This is a genomic window from Limosilactobacillus vaginalis (assembly GCF_025311515.1).
Taxonomy (GTDB): Bacteria; Bacillota; Bacilli; order Lactobacillales; family Lactobacillaceae; genus Limosilactobacillus; species Limosilactobacillus vaginalis.
Genome location: NZ_CP104399.1, coordinates 1,240,087 through 1,259,919 on the forward strand (window position 1 = coordinate 1,240,087; position 19,833 = coordinate 1,259,919).

Consider the following 19,833-nt stretch of genomic DNA (forward strand, 5'->3'; position numbering starts at 1 on the left):
AATATTTTTAATGACTTTCACGGGATTCTTGCAAAAGACTAACAATCTGCGGTGTCGAGTACGAAGCTTTTAGTTTAAATGTTCCGGCCTTTACTCCCGATTCCTTATGAGTTTGCAAATAGTAATCACAGACGAAACTACTCCGCACTAATCGTTTTCTTTTTAAAATCACACCCACTTGATGATCAGTCGCACTCTGCGGTATTTTAACGCTTATTACTTGATTTGCTGAAGAATCAACTGGTCTTAAAGCATAGTTAAAATATTGGTGAATCCCTAAGCCACAACAAATTAAAAGAATTAGGATAATCAGAACAACCCGATTTTGCCGACGTAATTTTTCGTTAGTCATTATTAACGAATCTCAGCATTTAATTGTTCTTGAAGGTGTTTTGTTACCTTATCAAATGCCTGGTTAACCTGATCCTCAGTCAAGGTTGCATTGGTATCCTGGTAAGTTAATGTGTATGCCAATGACTTCTTTCCAGAAGAAAGGTGGGCACCGCTATAAACATCAAACAAGTGGACATCTTTCAAGAAGGCACCCCCGCGCTTCTTAATTAAATCAACAATCTCTTCATTTGTAACGTTGGTATCAACTAATAGAGCAATATCACGCGTGATTGTTGGGAACTTGCTAATTGGCGTGTATTCATTTTCGATCTTCTTAGCCTTCATTAGCTGTTCAAGGTTTAATTCAAAGACGTAGGTTTCGGGAACCTTATATTCTTTTGCTGTTTGTGGATGAACCTGACCAACAAAACCGACTAACTCGCCATCAATTAGGATATTAGCTGTCCGTCCAGGATGCATCTCTTCTCGAGAATGATCAGCAACGTATTCAATCTTCCCTGCAATTCCCATGTTGTGAAGATAGCGTTCCACCATTCCTTTTACTTGGAAGAAATCAACAGGCTGATCAGTAATGTGCCAGCTATTATTCAATAATTGACCAGTGATTGATCCTGCGACGTGTTCCTGCTCTTCTGGCCGTTCTCCACCACGCGGAATAAATACTCGGCCCTCTTCATAAAGGGCAACATTATTAACGTTACGAGCAACATTATAAGCAATATCAATCAATAAGCCACTAATAATGCTCATCCGCGTTGCTACATGATCAGAACTCATTGGGAAGTCTAGTTTCATTGGTTCAGCTACTGGATCAATTTGGAATTGCTTAGCCTTGTCAACAGTGGTCAATGAATAACTGATGGCTTGGTTCAACCCCATCCCCTCAAAATCATGTCGAGTGGCCCGAATAAATCGTTGCCGAGGAGATAAACCACCATGATTACGAGTCATTACCGGTAAACTTTCGGGTAAATTGTCATAGCCATAGATCCGGGCAACTTCTTCATAAAGGTCGGCTGGTAAGCTGATGTCCCAACGCCGAGCAGGAACCGTAACTAGAACCGTATCATTGCTAGTTAACTTGTTAGGAAAGGCTAACTGATCAAAAACACTAGTAACATCTTCCATCTTCAGATTAGTTCCTAAAACGTGGTTGATCTTCGTTAATGAGAGCTCGATATCCTTAGATTCTGCTGGTTTTTCACTGCCAGTAACGATTCCCTTGGTAACTGTTCCACCTGCTAATTGAGAAATTAATTGGGCAGCTTCATTAAGAGCAGTTTCAACAGTTGCCGGATTAATTCCCCGTTCAAAGCGCATTGAGGATTCGCTATGAAGATCGAGGCGACGAGCTTGTTTCCGTACCATTACCGAATCAAAAATTGCTGCTTCAAGTGCCACGGTAGTAGTATTCTCTGATACAGCAGTAGCTTGACCACCCATTGTTCCGGCAAGGGCAACTGGTTGATCACCACTTACAACGACAATATCATTTGCGTTTAGTGTTTGTTCTTCATCATCAAGAGTAACGAATTTTTCGTCTGCTTGAGCGTGGCGGACGCTAATATCATGACTTGGCAGCTTATCGTAGTCATAGCTGTGTAGTGGTTGACCATACTTGAGCAGAACATAGTTAGTAACATCCACAACATTATTAATTGGACGAATACCAGAATTCCATAGGCGGATTTGGAGCCACAATGGACTATCTTCAATCTTAACGCCCTTAATTACCCGCAACTTATATGTTGGTGCAATCTTTTTATCACTAATTTCAGCGTTAATGAGATCAGCAGTTGCCTGATCATCATTTTCTTCTACTGCAACTTCTTTAAAGTGCGGCTTCAGGTTATAGAATGCGGCAATGTCATTAACATTGCCATAGATACTCAACATATCACCACGGTTAGGAGTAACATCGGTATCAATAATCGTGTCATCCATTCCCAGGTAGCTGAATACTGATTCACCCGGTTTAGCATCATCAGGCAGAATGTAAATGCCGTCTTCATAAGCCTTTGGAGCAATGCGGTCACTGAAACCAATCTCCTGTAAGGCACAAAGCATCCCGTTGGATTCAACTCCGCGAATCTTGCCACGCTTGATTTTTTGATTATTTGCAATCCGGGCGCCATTTAAAGCAACGATTACTTTTTGCCCGGCCGCAACATTGGGTGCTCCACAAACAATTTGAAGTGGTTCTTCTTCGCCAACATTTACGGAACATACATGCAAATGATCCGAATCAGGATGTGGTTCACAAGTTTCTACTTCCCCCACCACTAACTTTTTCAAGCCATCACTTAATGAATAAACATCATTAATATCAACAGACGTCCGCGCAATCTTTTCGGCAAGATCGCGTGGTTCAACGTCAAGGTCTAAATATTCATTTAACCAATCGTATGAAACTTTCATTGCCGTTATCCTTTCCGATCAAATTGAGTTAAGAAACGAACATCATTTTGGTAGAAGTTCCGAATATCGGTAACCCCGTACTTCAACATTGCAAATCGGTCGGGTCCTAATCCAAAGGCAAAGCCACCAAACTTCTCTGGATCAACACCAGACATCCGCAAGACGTTTGGATGAACCATTCCGGCACCAAGGACTTCAATCCAGCCGGTATGCTTACAGATGGAACAGCCCTTTCCCATACAATTAAAACATGTAATATCAGCTTCTACTGATGGTTCAGTAAATGGGAAGTAACTTGGCCGTAAACGAACATCTAACTTATCACCAAAAAGTGATTGAGCAACGACCTTCAATGTTCCCTTTAGATCAGCCATTGTGATGTGTTTACCGACAACCATTCCTTCAATTTGATTAAATTGATGACTATGGGTAGCATCATCCGTATCACGCCGATAAACTTTCCCTGGCGAAATCATCTTCAATGGTCCCTGGCTAAAGTCATGCTTCTCCAACATCCGTGCCTGCATTGGGGAAGTTTGGGTCCGCATTAGGACAGACGGCGTAACGTAGAAAGTATCCTGCATATCCCGTGCTGGGTGATCCTTTGGCAGGTTTAATTTTTCAAAGTTATAAACTTCTTGTTCTACTTCGTCACCAACAGCAACCTCGTACCCCATTGAAACAAATAGGTCAACCACTTGGTCAATAATTTGTTGGATAACGTGTGGTTCACCCTGAGCCACTGGTGTTCCGGGTAAAGTAACATCAACTGTTTCTGCCTCTAGTTCTGCATTCATTGCAGCTTGTTCTAGTTCTGCTCGCTTGCTTTCAATTGCAGCAGTAAGTTCATCACGAACCTTGTTTGCAAATTGACCAACTTTTGGCCGTTCTTCAGCGCTTAAGTCACGCATCCCACGAAGGACATTGGTAATTGGGCCCTTCTTTCCGAGCATTTTTACCCGAACTTGATTAATCTTTTTCAGGTCTTCAGACTCCCTGATTTCTTGCAATCCTTCTTCACGAAGTTCAGCAAGTCGTTCTTTTAATCCCATAATTTCACTCCTTTTAGTAAACAAAAAAGCCCCGTCCGATTAGGGACGAGGCTTCGCGGTACCACCCTAGTTTGCAAAAAATGCACACTCAAAATCAATAACGGCGATCAACCGGAATATCATTACATATCGGCTCCGGAAATGAAATTCCCCGAATATTACTGACCGTTAATTACAGAATTATAACAGCTCTCTGACAATAAGAATCCAGGTACTAGTTTCCATCAACACTTTTAATATCACAGACTATTGTAGCTAAGCACCGTTAGCAGGTCAAGGAAAAAATTAATTCCACTTGTCACTCCACCGGTGAACGGTACTCATAACTTCCCGAAGTTCTTGTCCTCGTTCCGTTAATGAGTAATCAATCCGATTCTCACCTTCGTAGGTATTCCGGACAACAATGTGCTCGTCTTCCAGTTCCTTAAGACGTTCACATAAAACCCGATCACTACATCCATTAATACTTGCTGAAAGATCCTTAAAACGCATCGTATCCTTAACTAAAAGGGCTTCGATGATTAAGCCATTCCATTTTTTGCCAAGGATCGAAAAGGTATGAGTGAATTTCGGACAAAGTTTACAGCCACCAGCATTAGCCGACTTCTCAGCTAATTGTTGCATAGTAACAACTCCCTTCCACAAACTACCATACAGACTTCATACGACGCTTACGGATCTTCCGTGCCAACTTAGCCCGAAGCGGGGTAAAGAATTCATGTTCAGCTTCAAAGTCATCCACAAGGGAAACAATCCAGCTCTCACGATACTTCGGCAACGCTAATGTTGCACCAAACATATGCTTAAGGATAATATCTTTTTCCTTTGCATTCAATTTTGTTAATTTTTCAGCATTACGCAAAGCTACCCGTGGATGAATAAACGCATGTGTCCCCAAGTCAAATTTGGTAGTTCGCCAATCATAATAAAAGAGATCATGTAATAAGCCAGCGCGGGCAACACTCCGATAATCAAGATGCATCCGTTTGGCAATCCTGTAACTATCGAATGAAACCGCAATCGAATGTTGGAGACGGTTCGAGTGATGGTGTTGTGTATACTGAGCTAACTTCTGAACAGCTGGCTGAGCTAATAAATCACTAACAATAGAAACATACTCCGAATCGGTTCGCCATTCATTAATTGACTTCATATAATCCCCCTTTTCAATTCTTAAGGATATTTTACAAGATCTATCCCAACAAATAAATCATTAAGCATTATAAATTTTTATTTAACTGAAACATAAGAATTCCCGCAGAAACAGCAACGTTCAGTGACTCTGCCTGCCCCCGCATTGGAATGTAAAGGTTGGCTGTTGTTTGACTGAGAAGCTGGTCGCTCATCCCTTGGCCTTCATTCCCCATAATTAAAGCAAAGGTTTTTCCTGGTTCAGCATCACGAAAACTTTTTGCCTGCGGATTAAGCTGAGTCCCGTAAATCGGTGCATTAACCGTCTTAAAATCTTCAATCCACTTTGCTAGATCGCCTTCGTACAGCTTCAAATGAAATTGAGACCCTTGCATTGACCGAATCACTTTCGGGCTGAAAATATCTGCTGAGCGGTGACTAACCACTACACCAGCAAATCCAGCAGCATCAGCAGTTCGTACCATTGTACCAACATTGCCTGGATCCTGAACACGATCAAGAAATAACCAGCCACCATGAAGGCTTTCCATATCTGGAACCTTGTGTGCATCTGGCAACGGAACCACCGCTGCAATTCCCTGTGGAGTAACCGTATCAGTAATATGCTGCATTACCTCTTCAGTAACTTCATATACCTCATCAGTAAGCGAATTTAAATCTGAGTGAGCAGCAAGCTGTTCACTTGTTCCAATTAATTGCAAAATTTGAACACCTGATTGAACCGCTTCATTCACCAAGTGCCAGCCGTCAAGTAAGTACGTCCCCGTTTGTCGACGGTATTTCTTTGTTTGAAGTTTTTTCCAATTTTTTACGTGTTGATTATGAATCGACGTAAGTTTTTCCATTTAATTATCGACTCCTCTTTTGATTAATTATACCATGGTTATAGCGTACAATGATGTTAATAATTTCTATGATTTTATTAAGAGAAGGAGTGACCTAAATGGGACTTCAATGTTTAAAGATAATTGTCCATGGTCAGGTTCAAGGGGTCGGCTTTCGTTACGGGACACTGCAAATTGCTAATCGTCTCACCATTACGGGAACTGTCCAGAATTTATCAGACGGAACAGTCAAAATCATCGCTGAAGGTAACCACTCAAGTTTGGAAAAATTTATTCACCTAATTAAAACTGGGCCAACCCCATTTGCCCGGGTTGCCGACCTGCAAATTGAGGAGCTACCACCCTATCATTATCAGCTTTTTATGATTAAATAGCGTTAAATCGGTAGAATTGCTAATGGATTTAATGTTAATATATGTACTGTTTTATACTATTTAACAACTATACTTAACTACACTAAGGGAGAATATTGATGAAACGAAAACGACTTTCGGTTGCGGGACTATTAACCGTTGCCCTACTACTCCTGACTGGTTGTGTACGAACGACAAAGTCAGGAAAGCCATACGGACTAACATATACGTACCTTGCAAAACCAATGCAGCATTTAATGGAATGGCTTGCTAGTCATTTAGGCAATAATTACGGTTGGGCAATTATCGTAATTGTTGTTGTTGTCCGGACAATCTTGCTACCAGTGATGTTTTCACAAATGAAGAAATCGACCATCATGCAAGAAAAAATGGCTAAAATCCAGCCATTGCTTAAAGACCTCCAAAAAAAGCAACGAGAAGCGAAAACTCCAGAAGAGCAAGCTGCCGTTGGTGCACAAATGATGGCTGTTTACCGGGAAAATAATGTTAGCCTGACTGGGGGAATCGGCTGTTTACCACTACTAATTCAGTTCCCAGTTTTTGCTGCCCTCTATGCAGCAATCCGTTATTCCCCAGACCTTTATCATGCAACTTTCATGGGAATTGCACTAGGAAAGCCAAGCATTCTTTTCGCAATTCTTTCCTTCGTTGCATATGCTGTACAAAGCTATCTTGGATTAGTGGGAGTGCCGGAAGAACAAAAGAAGCAAATGAAAATGGCAATTTGGATGAGTCCATTTATGACCTTCTTTATCTCATTAACCTCATCAGCCGGACTAGGACTTTACTTCTTTATTGGTGGGCTATTCGCCATTCTTCAAACCTTAATGATTAATGCATATCGGCCACGGATTCGCCGACAAATTGCAGAAGAAAACAAGAAAAATCCAGTTAAGGTTCCTGATGCTTTGACAACAAATAATTCAGCATCTAAAGCAACCGATAATGTTTCTGCAACGATTGATCAATTAAAGGAATCTGCTGCACCGGTTTCTTCAGCTACACCAAAGCCAAGTAATCGTCAGCGAAATGCTGGTAAGCAGCACCATCATAAAAACAATAATTAAAAAACTAGGACTATGGGAATCACTATAGCCCTTTTATTTTAGGAGACAGGATAATGATTAAACCAATTAACCACGATCAAATACTTTTACAACAACGTGCCATCCCCGCAACAAGACAAGATCTTAATGTTGGTATTGATCTCAAAGACACCTTAAATGCACACCATGCAGAATGCATTGGGATGGCAGCAAATATGATTGGCATCAACAAGGCAATTATTATTGCAAGTCTTGGACCAATTAACATGGTAATGTACAATCCCCAAATAACCCAAAAGCAAGAGCCATATCAAACCGCTGAAGGCTGTCTTTCACTTCCCGGAAAAAGAACGGTTACGCGTTATCGTCAAATTAAGGTTACCTTCCGTGACCAAAATTGGCATTTACAAACCTTACAACTTTCGGATATAGCTGCAGAGATCGTCCAACACGAGATCGACCACCTTAATGGAATTCTGATTTAAGGTTCGCCTCTTTTACCGCTGCATTTGATTTGCTAAGATAAGGTTAATGAAATAAGAGCCACAAAATCGCCGGGTTTTGTTTATAAATTATCTTTACTTTCCAAACAGGCGTCCAAATTTCTGGAGGATGGGAAGCTAATCTGGAGGTTTTATCTTGCCAATCACTAAAGAAGTTTTTCATTATGTTAGTCGAAACATTGTTGCCATGCTTGGAACATCAATTTATGTTTTGATTGATACCCTCTTCATTTCGATTGCCGCTGGCGCATTAGGGCTAACTGCCCTCAACCTTGCTCTTCCCATCTTTAATCTCTTTAACGCCCTTGGGTTATTACTCGGTGTTGGTGGGGCAACAATCTTTTCACTAAATAAAATTCTCCACCCTGAGCGAATTGAATCCCTGTATAGCTCGTTAATGATCTCCGCAGCAATTTTGGGAATCACACTTGCGATTCTGATTGATATTTTTTCAGTCGGAATTGTGGACTTTCTTGGCGGCAATAATGCTACGCGGGCTCTCGCAATTACCTATGTACGAATAGTGGCATGGTGCGGTCCATTTGTAATGTGTAATTATGTCAGCATCAACTTTATTCGTAATGATGGCAACCCAACCCTAACCATGTTGGCAACCGTTATCGAAACATCATCAGTAATTATCATTGACTGGTTCTTCATTTTTGGTCTCGGTTTAAAAATGGAAGGAGCAGCGTTGGCAGTAATCTTTTCACCAGCAATCAGTCTGGTAATTTTATCATTTCACCGTCAGTTTAAGAATCGGCGGCTTCATTTTCACCTTGTCCGTCCCTCCTTTAAGCCGCTTATTGAGTCAGCACGATTAGGCTCTGCGGCAGCACTAAATGAACTAAGCAGCGGCGTTAGCGTATTCTTCTTTAACCATGTTCTTTTAATACTAGCAAATAACTATGCCGTTGCTGCTTATGGTGTAATTTCAAACATTGCAATCGTGGTTTTAGCAATTGCTAACGGGGTTGCCCTCGGGGTTCAGCCAGTTGCTAGTCGTGAATATGGTGAGCATCATTTTAATAACGTATCTCACGCATTAAGAGTTGGGATCATCATTACGCTTGCGTTAGCACTTACTGAATTTATCATCTTAACTACATTTAAGTACCCAATCATCAGTCTTTTTAATACTCAGAACTCACTTCAGCTCGTTCATTACGCTGCTGTGGGATTGCCGATTTACTTCACGAGTGCTTTCTTTAGTGCCTTAAATTACCTCTTCATTTTGTTCTTGACGGCAACTAATTCAGCCCGTGCATCGTTCGCCCTATCACTTCTCCGCGGTTACCTAGTTCTCCTGCCATTAATATTTATCCTGCCATTTTTCTTTGGTCTTGAGGGAGTCTGGGCAGCGGTTCCGTTAACTGAATTTATTGTTACGGGAATTGGATTCATCTTAATTCATCAACGGATTAATCAATATAATAATATTTAAAATTAAAACAACCTAAGATTAGTTCAGAACGAAAATAATCTTAGGTTGTTTTTAGTTATGCTCGGGCTTGCTTAGAAGCATAATCATAAAGCACCCACGCAACGATTCCGAAGAAGATTGGTCCAATGGCTGTCCAAAAGGCTGTTTGATAATCATGATCCAAAATTGGTTGGATACAAGTAAAGATGATTCCTAAACAAACAATAATTTCAACAAACCATACCAGAACCATAGTCCAAAACCGGTTCTTAAATGCTATAAATTCACGTGGAATATCTTTTCGCTGGAATGCCGGAAATGCTCCAACTAAGAAAATATATGGCGCACAAGTAGAAACATTCCCCATGTCAGTTAAGATTTGGTAAAAGCTGGCAGCTGCAGAACCACCAAAGGCTACTAAGAAGATAATTACCGAAACGATAACTGCTTGAACCCACATTGCAAAGGCAGGCATTCCATGTCGATTCAACTTAGTAACTCGTGCTGGCCATAAGTCAGGGTTTGATCCCATAATAAAGGACTTAATTGGGGTATAAACAAGGATAAACATTGCACCAAGCATCCCCATTAAACCGGCAAGAGCAATCAAGCGGGTAAATAAATCACCTAAGAAAAGATTTACTCCGTGACTTAACCCCAGGGAAACTCCCATCATGTAACCTAAACGGTGGAAAACAACATACGTTACATTCCCCAGGTTAACACTTAATTTAGCAATTACTTGGTTATAATTTACGCTAAATCCAGTCATAACAATCATTAATACGTAACTACCAATGGTTAAGACAGCACCGATAGTCAACCCTTTAGGAAAAGTCTTTGAAGGGTTCTTCATACTGTCAGTAACCCCACCAAGGTTTTCCATTCCTGCATATGCAAAGATCGCATAAACAACAAATGAAATAATTGCAATCGGCGTTTGAAATGATGGATTAGGTGATACAAAGAATGTCTTAATTCCGTCAATTGGCTGTGCTGGAACACCATGATTTGCAACAATCGTAATTAGGCTGGCAAAAATAAAGATAAAGTTCATTATGATCATGAACGCACCACCAAATGAGCTAATCTTGGTAATCCCATTAATTCCCCGCGAGCTTAACCAGGTAACAACGATCACAAAAATAATTGCCAAAATACCAATTAATTGCGTCGAACCCAAAGAACCAATGTGCCAACTTTGAGTAGTGTCGCGCCCAAAGAGTAACGCTGATAATGTAATCCAAAGACGTGAAGCACTTGAAACAATCCAGAGAACCCAACTAGCAAGCCAGATAAACGTCCCAATGAATGCTAGCTTTTCACCAATTGAACCTGCTAACCAGGAATAAATTCCCCCCTTTGCTTCGTTAAATGCTGAACCATATTCGGCCATCATTAAACAACACGGGAAGAAGAAACAAATTCCTCCGATAATATACCAAAACATTCCTGCATACGACATCTGAGCATAGGCAATAGAAACATTTCCAAACCCATAGATGGTTGAAATGATCATCAAGACCAGCGTTGGTGTCGTGATTAATTTTTTCTTTTCCGTCGCCACGGATCTTCAACTCCTTATTCCAATTCCTTAAAAATATTAAGTTATCCGCTTACATTATAAGCCTAATTTAGTCACTTTTGTACAGGTGACATTAATTTTGTAAATTGTTGAACAATAATTCGAAAGATAACGGCAAATAGTCTTTTAATAATCATTCCTAGTTAACGATTACTATGACAAAAGCACCAAATACTGAATGAAATTCAGATATTTGGTGCCTATCATCTAATTATTATCTTGTTGATCAGTTTTTGCTTGGTCGTCTTCTATATCGTCATCTTCAACTATTGGTAAGATTATCCGAAAGATCGAGCCAGCCCCCAACGAACTTTCAAGGGTAATTGAACCGTGATAGCCTTCAATCAATCGCTTGGCAATAGAAAGTCCTAAACCATTACCACCCTTTTTGCGACTGCGAGCCTTATCAACCCGGTAGAAGCGGTCAAAGACCTTCTTAATATCTTCTGGAGCAATCCCCTCACCAAAGTCCTGAACACCAATTTCAACAGTGTTCATTCCGCGAGAAAGCGAAATATGGATCTCTTTCCGATCCTGCGAATACTTAATCGCGTTATCGCAGAGAATTACTAGCACTTGTTCAAGATGATCACGGTAAACGTCGCTAATAACTGGCGAATGAAGATCGTCATCCAAAGTAAAAGTAAACTCTGGATACAGCATTTTAAAGTTATTAAATACTTGATGAACCACATCATTAACAACGGTTCGTTGGTTACGGAAATTAATTTCAACCTGTTCCGCACGACTCAGATCGAGCATCTCTTGAACCAGGTTCTTCATCCTCTTTGTTTCAGCAAGAGAAGCATTTAATGACTCTGCCAACACTTGAGGATCATCCTTTCCCCAACGTTGAAGCATTTCTAGGTGCCCCTGGATAATTGCTACCGGTGTTCGTAACTCATGGCTCACATCGCCAACAAATTGCGATTGCTGATCGATATACCGTTGCATTCGGTCTAGCATTTCATTAAACATTGCAGTCAATTCTGCTAACTCATCATTTCTTCCCGTTACGGGTACCCGAATATTCTTTGTTGGGTCCTTACTAATTTCTTTTACCGTATCGTGAATGTCACCTAATGGTTGAAGAAGGAAGTAGGATAAGAAATAACCTAGTAACCCACTTGTTAAGATCACCAGTAACATTGCAAAGAAGCAAACTAATTTGAACTGATTATAGCTCTTATAGTAAGCATTTAGACTATTTTCTACTTTCAAGTAACCAATTAACTTGTGACCCCTATTAGAGTATATTGCCTGTGTTCCAGCAAGAACATTATGTTCAGGACCAGAAACCTCTCTAATCCGTTTACTCTGTGAGAATTGAGCGTGACTTAGCGGTTTTCCGGTACTAAAGATATTCTGCTTATTAGGAGTATAGATATTAACAATCAGATGCGAGTCACTTAATTCTTGAATGATTGGCCGTCGATAACGCTGACCATTGACAAAATCATCTCGTTCATGTTCAGGGATAATAATGTTATTAATCCCCGTCTTGTTTAAAGTTGTATTACTGCGTCCTAACTGCTGACTGATCACGTTCATTCCTGAATTCAGCAACTCACGCTCAGAATTTAAGAGGTTTTGGGTAAAAGCGCTAAACAGCGACATCGCTACCATACAAAAAATCAAGAAAGAACCAATAGAAGTTCCTAGCGCCCATTTTAATTTTAGCGAGAAAAATTTCTTTTGTTTTTGTGATTTTTCCATCAGTCAATCCTAGGAACGAATAACGTATCCTGTACCCCGAACCGTTTGAATGTAGCTCTTTTCACCAGGTCGGTCAATTTTATTCCGTAAATAACGAATATAAACATCAACCACGTTAGTTTCAACCTTAGAATCGTAGCCCCAAACTTTACTCAGTAGTTCTTTCCGTGACATTACAACATTAATGTTTTCCATTAGGATCAGAAGAAGTTCATATTCTCGCTTAGTAAGGTTGATTACCTCATCGCCACGACGAACAACCCGATTCTCCTTTTCAATTGTTAAATCCTTATATTGGACAGTCGTCTGGTGTTCCTTGTTGCTGCTATCTTCAATATTGATTCGCCGTAACAAAGCACGAACACGGGCCAAAAGTTCTTCGATTGCAAATGGCTTTACAATGTAATCATCTGCACCATGGTCAAAGCCAGATACCCGATCGATCACGGAGTCCCGAGCAGTCATGATAATAATTGGTGTATTCTTTAATTCACGAACCCGTCGAGCAACTTCTATCCCGTTTAACTCTGGCAACATTAAATCAAGTAAAATTAGATCAAAGTCCTGGTTGAGAGCTGCTTGTAGTCCTGCACGACCGTCTAATTCAACATCAGTCTCATAACCTTCGTGCTTAAGCTCCATTTCAACAAACTTTGCTAAGTTTTCTTCATCCTCAATAATTAAAATTCGACTCATTGCTTTCACCTACACAATTAATTCTTATTTCGTACATTAATAAAACACAATAATTTTATCACAATTCTCTAATAAACCCCAGCCTTAATATGATGATGTTTGAAGTAATTCTCACGTAATAAATTAAATTTTAAAAATAAAAAAAGACCCTTTCAGGTCCGGCGCCTAGAAAAGGATCTTTCTTAATATTGATGTTAGTTGTTAGTATCAACAACTTGCTTGCCATCGTAGTAGCCACAATTTGGACATACCATGTGTGACTTGCGAAGTTCACCGCAGTTTGGGCAAGGTGCAAGACCAGGTACACTCAACTTAATGTGACCCCGACGCATACGCTTCTTAGTCTTTGAAGTCTTCCGTGCTGGAACAGCCATGTTTGACACCTCCTAAGAAATTAATTATCCACAAATGGTTGTTAACCGTCCGCTACTTTTTTTCATCCTGATCAGGAAATAGTTTTTTCAACTTAGCGAGACGTGGATCAACTTTTTTAGCATTCTGCTGATTAGCTTTATAGTCATCTTCAGTGATAACTTCCCAGCCTTTCCCGTTTGGTAATGACTTACCATCACGTTCATCATCAGAAAGAACTCGTAGCGGGATCTGCTCAACAATGTTTTCGGCCACGGCTTCATCAAAATCAATCTTTTCACCGTGCTTTAAGACAAAGACAATCGCATCATTATCCTCATCATCTTCATAACGAGAAAGGTGTGCAGGATCATCTACATATGTCTCAGTAAACGAAAAATCAAGCGGCAATGCTACGGGTGTTAATGATCGACTAGAAGGCACAGTTACCGTTGTCTGTACATGAGTACTAATGGTAACATCCCCCTGATCATAACTAACATATCCATCAACCTTAACTGGTTGAACAGCCAAGATGGTGTCCGGAAATGATGTTGTTAAGATCTGGTTTAAATCGAGGGTTGTCTGAATGTGTAGCGGTTCATCTGAATAACGATGTAACTCTGCTATTGACCATTTCATCGTATTAACCTCCTAATGCAACAAGCACAATTATACTAGTCACAAATTTGCTTGTCAATGTTTTATCCTTGACACTTTTAATTCCCTTTGCGAACAATAATTGGTGCATGTTTAACGTCTTGTTCCACGTCCGTAAACATTTGATATAGTTTTCCTGCCCGGTAGTCTAAATTAACTAAACCATCATGTTCGTCCTGTCCAATCTTAGTTAACAAAGGATACTCCACCTGCTTTTTAACCTGGTGTAAGTATTCTTGTCCTCGTTCTGTAAATCCCAAAACATGAAGATATGGATGAACATTGGCCTGAGCTATTTGAGAATTTGTAATTTCCATCACAGCATATAAGCATACACGGAGTAACCGTGAATAAGTATATCGTTTTGTTTTTACGTGATGAATAAAACCTGAGAATGTCAATTCCCGTTCTGCAGCCTCACGATAACGATATTCTAATCCTTCAGCCATTTGATAAATCTGGTGAAGACTTTCTACTGGAGTTTGGATTAGAAAATTTCTTAATAACGGGTATAGTTGCTCCCAGTTTGGCAGTTTCCTTAATTTGGCTAGTGCAGTCACAGTTGCTGCAGGCGCAACCTGATCAATTGCCTCATGAAGTTCAACTGCTCTGCGAATTGCACTCGCACTAGCAATTGTGCCAGTGATTCTTTGATCATGATACTGACTCCCTAAACGATTAATTGGGTGAAGGGCAATCGGGTAACTATTTTCAAGTGCCGCTTTGTAATAAGCAAATGCCAGAATATCATTTGGATCTGTCAACTGATGCCCTGTTAATTCATTTAATTGTTGGTTAAATTGCGTTGCATAGGTTGCGTTAAATTGCTCAAAGGACTCCTCATTAAAGTGTTGTTCTGCCATGACCAGTTTTGAAAAATCCCACGATGGGTGTTCTGCACCAAAAACCACATCGGGTACCTGTAAATCATTTAGTAATTGTAGTGCTCCCGCTGCAAAACGGTGAGAAGGCTGAACAGCCATAAAAATAGGCAATTCTACTACTAGATCAACCCCATTTTTCAACGCTGCTCGTGTTCGCTGCCATTTATCAAGAATTGCCGGCTCTCCACGTTGAGTAAAATTACCACTCATCACCGCAATTACTACATCAGCATTCGTAATTTTTTTTGCCTGCTCAATATGGTAAATGTGCCCATTGTGAAACGGGTTATACTCGGTAACCAACCCCACTGCATGCATCTTAGTTCTTATTTCTGACATCTAAAGAACCACCGCTCATCCTTATCAGTTACTTTATTTTGCCCAAAGTTACTGTAAACTTCAACCTGTTTAAAACCAGCCTGATCTAACGCTGCTTTCAATTCTGCCAACTGGTAAGCTCGTTCAAAGTGAGTTTCTCCAACTCGTTGATACTCACCATTACTTAATTGATTGAAGAAAGCTAACTCATGAATTACCCCATGATTAACCTCATCATCCATAAAACTTCGCCACATAAATGCATGGCGGTGATCCTCGTCTTCATAGTTATACATATAGCCAGGATAGACAACATCAGTTTTATAGGGGCTTATCATATCAAATAAAAACATACCATCAGTGGTTAAATGCTCATAAACTTGTCGAAAAGTCATCTGTACATCAGTTAAGTCATCTAGGTAATTCAGCGAATCAGCATAGCATGTTACCAAATTATACTGCGGTAAATTAGTGAGGTCCCGCATGTCAGCCTCAATAATTTTCAAATTAACTCCTGCCTCATCAGCATGTTGACTTGCAAGACTTAACATTTCAGAAGAAAAATCGGCAACCGTAACATCATAGTGACGTTGAGCTAACATTACAGCAAGGCGACCAGCGCCACCAGCAAGCTCTAAGCACTTACTTCCCGTAGCAGCTCGTCCGTAATTCAAGGTAAAATCAAGCCAGCGCTTATACAGCTCCTGGTCAAATAATTGATCGTAAAGTTGGGCAAAGCTCTGGTAAATCATTAATCATTAACCCATTTGCTAATATTAACCATTGGTGCATCTGACCATAACTTCTCAAGGTTATAAAAAGCCCGCGTTTCTTCACGGAAAACGTGAACAACCACGTCACCAAGATCAATTAGTACCCATTGAGCATGATTTTTTCCTTCGACGCTTCCAATATTAACTTTTTCTTCATGAGCTTTTTCGATAATCGCGTTGGCAATTGCTTGTACTTGACGGTCAGAGCCACCAGTCATAATCACAAAGTAATCTGCCATTGGACTAATTTGGTTGACTTTCAAAGCAACAATATCCTCAGCCCGACGACCGTCACCGGCTTTAACTGCCATTTCTAATAGTTGTTTACTATCCATCTAGTTTATCTTCCTTTCATATTTTGGTACCCAAGCATTATAGGTTTCAATTGTCTTTGGGTAAACGGGTTTATTATTTGCAATCAAATATTGAAGAGTATGTTTAGTCTGATATGCAACCCCAGCACCAAGATCATCAGCAGTAATTTTTCGTGCTGTTTGAACTCCATCAAAATCACGTGCTGGTTCAATATAGTCTGCCATATAAATTACTTGTTCTAGCTTACTCATTATTGCAGCCCCAGTAGTATGATGCCGAACCGCATTTAGAATATCCTCATCCCAAATACCGAGCTCGTCTTTTAACAACTCAGCCCCAACAACACCGTGCCAAATTGCATTCCCGTAGTTTAATAATTCTGGTGACATTTTTTTATCCTTAATTACTTGGATAAAAACATCATCCGGGCGTTGCTTTGCATAATCATGACAGAGTCCAGCAATACTTGCCTTTTCTGGATCAACACCATTAGTCTTTGCCAATTTAATTGCTGTTTTCTCAACTCGCAGCACATGATTAAATCGTTTAGGACGCAATGCCAAATGCAGGCGTTCTACTAATTCATCCCGAGTTAATGGAATATAGTGTTTTTGATATTTAATTTGCTCTTCACTCATGATAAAGTTGGTGCTCCTTTATATATTGTGCAACCTTTTCTGGAACCATGTACCTAATTGACTGCCCCGTCGAAATTCGATGACGAATATCAGTTGAACTAAAAGCAACTAGCGGGACATCAACCCAAATTACCGGATAGTTGGTTTCATTTTTGGCCCCCTGGCGACGAACCCCCACAAAATGAAAGCGGGGTAGCTTTACCAGGTCATTAATTCGGTGCCATTTTGGCAAGTAATCCACCATATCGCCACCAATGATAAAGTAATATTCCGTTAGCGGGTTCTGTTCTAACAATTGTTTCATTGTGTCATAAGTATAACTGACTCCGCCACGTTTTAGCTCTGCCATTTCAATCCCAAAACGACTATTATCACTAGTTGCTAACTTTAGCATAGCAACCCGATCTTGAGCATCAATAGCACCTTTATGATCAATATGCGGAGGAATAAAATCCGGCATAAAATCAACCCGGTTTAAACACAATAAAGTTTGAACCTGATCCGCCACTAGTAAATGAGCATTATGAACTGGATTAAACGTTCCGCCATATAGCCCGATCCGTTGACGCTTCTGATTAGGGGCAAGTTGGGGTTGCGGTTTAGTAATTGTTTTCGTACTTGTTAAAACTCCACACTGTTGCAAAAAGCTTCACCTCAACTAGATCTTCTTTACCCGTGATGATAATTCCCGAGCATCCTTGTTTGCAGATACCTTAAAAAGAACTAGTACCCGACCAATTATTTGGACAACTTGAATTTCCGTTTGACTTTCAATGAAATGCTGAACCTCTTTAGGCGTCACATCAGAGTTTTGAAGAATATTAACCTTGATTAATTCTCGACGATCTAATGCCCCATCCAATTGATCAACCCAATTTTGAGTCAATCCTTCCTTACCAACCGCAAAAATTGGTTGAAGATGATTAGCTTGTGCTCTTAAAAAACGTTTTTGCTTTCCTCTTAATTTCATTCTGTACCTCTTCTTAAATCATTGCTCGCCGTACTAAACTTGAAACACCTTTTGGAACCCAGGCAGCAACAGTGGTCCCTGCTGGAACGGTAATCCAACCCAAGCCTTCAAAAACAACATCACTCTTCTCAGATAAGTGAAACTCTTGACGCTCTAACGGTGGAAATTCCTTTAATTCGTCCTTCGTTGGTGGTGTTAATAATTCACCAAGATGCTTTTCATAAAAACGATCAGCATTGCCTAGCTTAGTTCGATGAAGGGGAAGGTTATTGTCAAAGTAAGCAATGATTCCTGCGTGATGCCCTGTTAAGTAATCAAAACGCGCTACGCCACCAATAAAGATTGTCTGCTCCGGATCCAATTGGTAAGTCCGTGGCTTAATTTCTTTTTGTGGTGAAACGTACTTTAGATCCTTAGCTGATAAAACATGAGCCATTTGATGCTGGTGAATAATTCCTGGGGTATCGATTAACTGATGACCATCATCAAGCGGAATTTCAATTTTATCTAAGGTTGTTCCCGGAAATTTAGACGTTGTGATAAGTTCTTTAATCCCTGTTTGCCGTTTAATTATTTGGTTAACCAGCGTTGATTTACCAACGTTAGTTACCCCAACAAAATAGACATCTCGTCCCTGACGATACTTATCAATTACTTCTAACAAGTAATCAATTTGATGGTTCTTTTTTGCAGATACAAGAACCGTATCAATTGGCCGTAACCCAGCTAAATTAGCCTGTTGGCGTAACCAATCACGGAGTTTTGAACGTCTTAACGAACGGGGTAACAAGTCTTCTTTATTACCGACTAGCAAAACTGGATTTGAACCAACAAAACGATGCAATCCCGGAATTATGCTACCGTTAAAGTCAAAAATATCAACAACATAAACGATTAGCGCATCATCATTCCGAATTTGACTAAGAAGACGAAGAAAATCATCATCACTTAAGGAAACTGGAGCAATTTCATTATAATGGCGGAGTCTAAAACACCGTTGACAATATAGTTCATTGTTCTTCAATCCCTTTTCAAGCGCTGATTGAGGAGTATAGCCAGGTTCTTTGGGATCAGTCGTTTGAATCTTTGCTCCACAACCAATACATCTTAAATCATCACGATTTTGTTGTTCTTCAGTCATTCAAATCCTCCTGCCATTTTAAATTCGGGTAATGCCGACGCAGTTCACGCCAGACATACTTTTCTATCAACCGATTCATTCTGGTGGTCCACTTATCAGTTTGAAGGATTGGCTTAACCAGGATGCTGCGAACCCCAGCTTGGTGGGCAGCTAGCATATCCGTCATTAGCTGATCCCCAACCATTACCACCTCATTTTTAGCTAAGCCTAGCTTTTTACGTGCCCGGGTAATCCCAAAACTTAGCGGTTTTAAGGAACGTGACATGAATGGTAGTTTTAAATTAGCAACAGCTTTGGCAACCCGTTTCTTGTTATTATTGGAAATAACGATTAACGGAATCCCTGCTTCCTTTAGTTCTGCCATCCATTGATGTAATTCCGGTGTTCCCTCCGGATTATTCCAAGCGATCAAAGTATTGTCTAAATCACTAAAAACAGCACGAATGCCATGAGCCTTTAATTGTTCAGGAGAAACTGAATAAATACTCTTTACCATCCATGTTGGTTTAAACTCTTCTAACAAAGTTATACCTCTCAAATAATTACTATTATTCTAATTATAACGATTGTTGCTTCCAACCGCTACTCTTAACGGTCTAATTAATCTGGGAAAATAAAA

Annotated in this window: 23 protein-coding genes and 1 other annotated feature; of the genes, 4 read left to right on the forward strand and 19 right to left on the reverse strand. The window is 40.1% G+C overall.

Annotated elements, in window-relative coordinates; all coding sequences use genetic code 11:
* Positions 1-7: 7 nt before the first annotated feature.
* The 6 genes from N4627_RS06210 to N4627_RS06235 form a co-directional block, all read right to left on the reverse strand.
* Positions 8-352, reverse strand: a complete 345-nt coding sequence (locus N4627_RS06210) for an MltG/YceG/YrrL family protein (RefSeq protein WP_003717297.1) — start codon at positions 350-352, stop codon at positions 8-10.
* Positions 353-354: 2 nt separating this feature from the next.
* A complete protein-coding gene (gene pheT / locus N4627_RS06215; protein WP_260964305.1) occupies positions 355-2,772 on the reverse strand; it encodes a phenylalanine--tRNA ligase subunit beta in 2,418 nt (805 codons plus the stop codon).
* A 5-nt stretch (positions 2,773-2,777) separates the two neighbouring features.
* Entirely contained in the window at positions 2,778-3,824 is a 1,047-nt protein-coding gene (pheS, locus tag N4627_RS06220) for a phenylalanine--tRNA ligase subunit alpha (RefSeq protein WP_003717295.1), read from the reverse strand.
* A gap of 38 nt (positions 3,825-3,862) precedes the next feature.
* Positions 3,863-4,061 (reverse strand) — a binding site (T-box leader).
* 48 nt (positions 4,062-4,109) lie between these two features.
* Positions 4,110-4,448 (reverse strand): winged helix-turn-helix transcriptional regulator, encoded by a 339-nt coding sequence (locus N4627_RS06225; RefSeq protein WP_003717294.1) that lies wholly within the window; start codon positions 4,446-4,448, stop codon positions 4,110-4,112.
* A 22-nt stretch (positions 4,449-4,470) separates the two neighbouring features.
* The gene (locus tag N4627_RS06230; protein WP_003717293.1) at positions 4,471-4,977 is read right to left on the reverse strand and encodes an HD domain-containing protein; all 507 of its coding nucleotides are present in this window, start codon (positions 4,975-4,977) and stop codon (positions 4,471-4,473) included.
* Between the two features lie 67 nt (positions 4,978-5,044).
* Positions 5,045-5,821, reverse strand: coding sequence for a TrmH family RNA methyltransferase (locus N4627_RS06235; protein WP_098044743.1), 777 nt, complete (start codon positions 5,819-5,821; stop codon positions 5,045-5,047).
* Between the two features lie 98 nt (positions 5,822-5,919).
* Here N4627_RS06235 and N4627_RS06240 point away from each other — a divergent pair, with 98 nt between their 5' ends.
* The 4 genes from N4627_RS06240 (at position 5,920) to N4627_RS06255 (ending at position 9,188) form a co-directional block, all read left to right on the forward strand.
* Complete coding sequence (locus N4627_RS06240; RefSeq protein ID WP_098044744.1) at positions 5,920-6,195, forward strand: acylphosphatase; 276 nt, start codon at positions 5,920-5,922, stop codon at positions 6,193-6,195.
* A 98-nt stretch (positions 6,196-6,293) separates the two neighbouring features.
* A complete protein-coding gene (yidC, locus tag N4627_RS06245) occupies positions 6,294-7,262 on the forward strand; it encodes a membrane protein insertase YidC (RefSeq protein WP_003717290.1) in 969 nt (322 codons plus the stop codon).
* A gap of 53 nt (positions 7,263-7,315) precedes the next feature.
* The gene (locus tag N4627_RS06250; protein WP_240411309.1) at positions 7,316-7,726 is read left to right on the forward strand and encodes a peptide deformylase; all 411 of its coding nucleotides are present in this window, start codon (positions 7,316-7,318) and stop codon (positions 7,724-7,726) included.
* A gap of 205 nt (positions 7,727-7,931) precedes the next feature.
* The gene (locus tag N4627_RS06255) at positions 7,932-9,188 is read left to right on the forward strand and encodes an MATE family efflux transporter (RefSeq protein WP_224758343.1); all 1,257 of its coding nucleotides are present in this window, start codon (positions 7,932-7,934) and stop codon (positions 9,186-9,188) included.
* Positions 9,189-9,243: 55 nt separating this feature from the next.
* Here N4627_RS06255 and yjeM read toward each other — a convergent pair whose 3' ends face one another.
* The 13 genes from yjeM to N4627_RS06320 form a co-directional block, all read right to left on the reverse strand.
* Positions 9,244-10,734, reverse strand: coding sequence for a glutamate/gamma-aminobutyrate family transporter YjeM (yjeM, locus tag N4627_RS06260; protein ID WP_098044747.1), 1,491 nt, complete (start codon positions 10,732-10,734; stop codon positions 9,244-9,246).
* A gap of 225 nt (positions 10,735-10,959) precedes the next feature.
* On the reverse strand, positions 10,960-12,468 hold the full coding sequence (locus N4627_RS06265) for a HAMP domain-containing sensor histidine kinase (RefSeq protein WP_124032025.1): 1,509 nt from the start codon (positions 12,466-12,468) through the stop codon (positions 10,960-10,962).
* A gap of 9 nt (positions 12,469-12,477) precedes the next feature.
* Positions 12,478-13,164 carry a response regulator transcription factor gene (locus tag N4627_RS06270; RefSeq protein ID WP_003717285.1) on the reverse strand — a complete coding sequence of 229 codons (687 nt, stop codon included), beginning with the start codon at positions 13,162-13,164 and terminating at the stop codon, positions 12,478-12,480.
* A 194-nt stretch (positions 13,165-13,358) separates the two neighbouring features.
* Positions 13,359-13,538, reverse strand: coding sequence for a 50S ribosomal protein L32 (gene rpmF / locus N4627_RS06275; RefSeq protein WP_003717284.1), 180 nt, complete (start codon positions 13,536-13,538; stop codon positions 13,359-13,361).
* Positions 13,539-13,590: 52 nt separating this feature from the next.
* On the reverse strand, positions 13,591-14,157 hold the full coding sequence (locus tag N4627_RS06280; protein ID WP_098044749.1) for a YceD family protein: 567 nt from the start codon (positions 14,155-14,157) through the stop codon (positions 13,591-13,593).
* Between the two features lie 77 nt (positions 14,158-14,234).
* A complete protein-coding gene (locus N4627_RS06285) occupies positions 14,235-15,377 on the reverse strand; it encodes a nucleotidyltransferase (RefSeq protein WP_040531490.1) in 1,143 nt (380 codons plus the stop codon).
* Between the two features lie 8 nt (positions 15,378-15,385).
* Positions 15,386-16,129 (reverse strand): class I SAM-dependent DNA methyltransferase, encoded by a 744-nt coding sequence (locus N4627_RS06290; RefSeq protein WP_003717281.1) that lies wholly within the window; start codon positions 16,127-16,129, stop codon positions 15,386-15,388.
* On the reverse strand, positions 16,129-16,485 hold the full coding sequence (gene rsfS / locus N4627_RS06295; RefSeq protein ID WP_003717280.1) for a ribosome silencing factor: 357 nt from the start codon (positions 16,483-16,485) through the stop codon (positions 16,129-16,131). The genes N4627_RS06290 and rsfS overlap by 1 nt, the downstream gene beginning before the upstream one ends.
* A complete protein-coding gene (yqeK, locus tag N4627_RS06300) occupies positions 16,486-17,103 on the reverse strand; it encodes a bis(5'-nucleosyl)-tetraphosphatase (symmetrical) YqeK (protein WP_003717279.1) in 618 nt (205 codons plus the stop codon).
* On the reverse strand, positions 17,096-17,746 hold the full coding sequence (locus N4627_RS06305; protein ID WP_003717278.1) for a nicotinate-nucleotide adenylyltransferase: 651 nt from the start codon (positions 17,744-17,746) through the stop codon (positions 17,096-17,098). The genes yqeK and N4627_RS06305 overlap by 8 nt, the downstream gene beginning before the upstream one ends.
* A gap of 15 nt (positions 17,747-17,761) precedes the next feature.
* The gene (gene yhbY / locus N4627_RS06310; protein WP_003717277.1) at positions 17,762-18,073 is read right to left on the reverse strand and encodes a ribosome assembly RNA-binding protein YhbY; all 312 of its coding nucleotides are present in this window, start codon (positions 18,071-18,073) and stop codon (positions 17,762-17,764) included.
* Positions 18,074-18,086: 13 nt separating this feature from the next.
* Positions 18,087-19,214: a ribosome biogenesis GTPase YqeH gene (yqeH, locus tag N4627_RS06315; RefSeq protein WP_098044751.1), complete on the reverse strand. Its 1,128-nt coding sequence runs from the start codon at positions 19,212-19,214 to the stop codon at positions 18,087-18,089.
* Positions 19,207-19,737, reverse strand: coding sequence for a YqeG family HAD IIIA-type phosphatase (locus N4627_RS06320; protein WP_040531383.1), 531 nt, complete (start codon positions 19,735-19,737; stop codon positions 19,207-19,209). The genes yqeH and N4627_RS06320 overlap by 8 nt, the downstream gene beginning before the upstream one ends.
* Between the last annotated feature and the right edge of the window lie 96 nt (positions 19,738-19,833).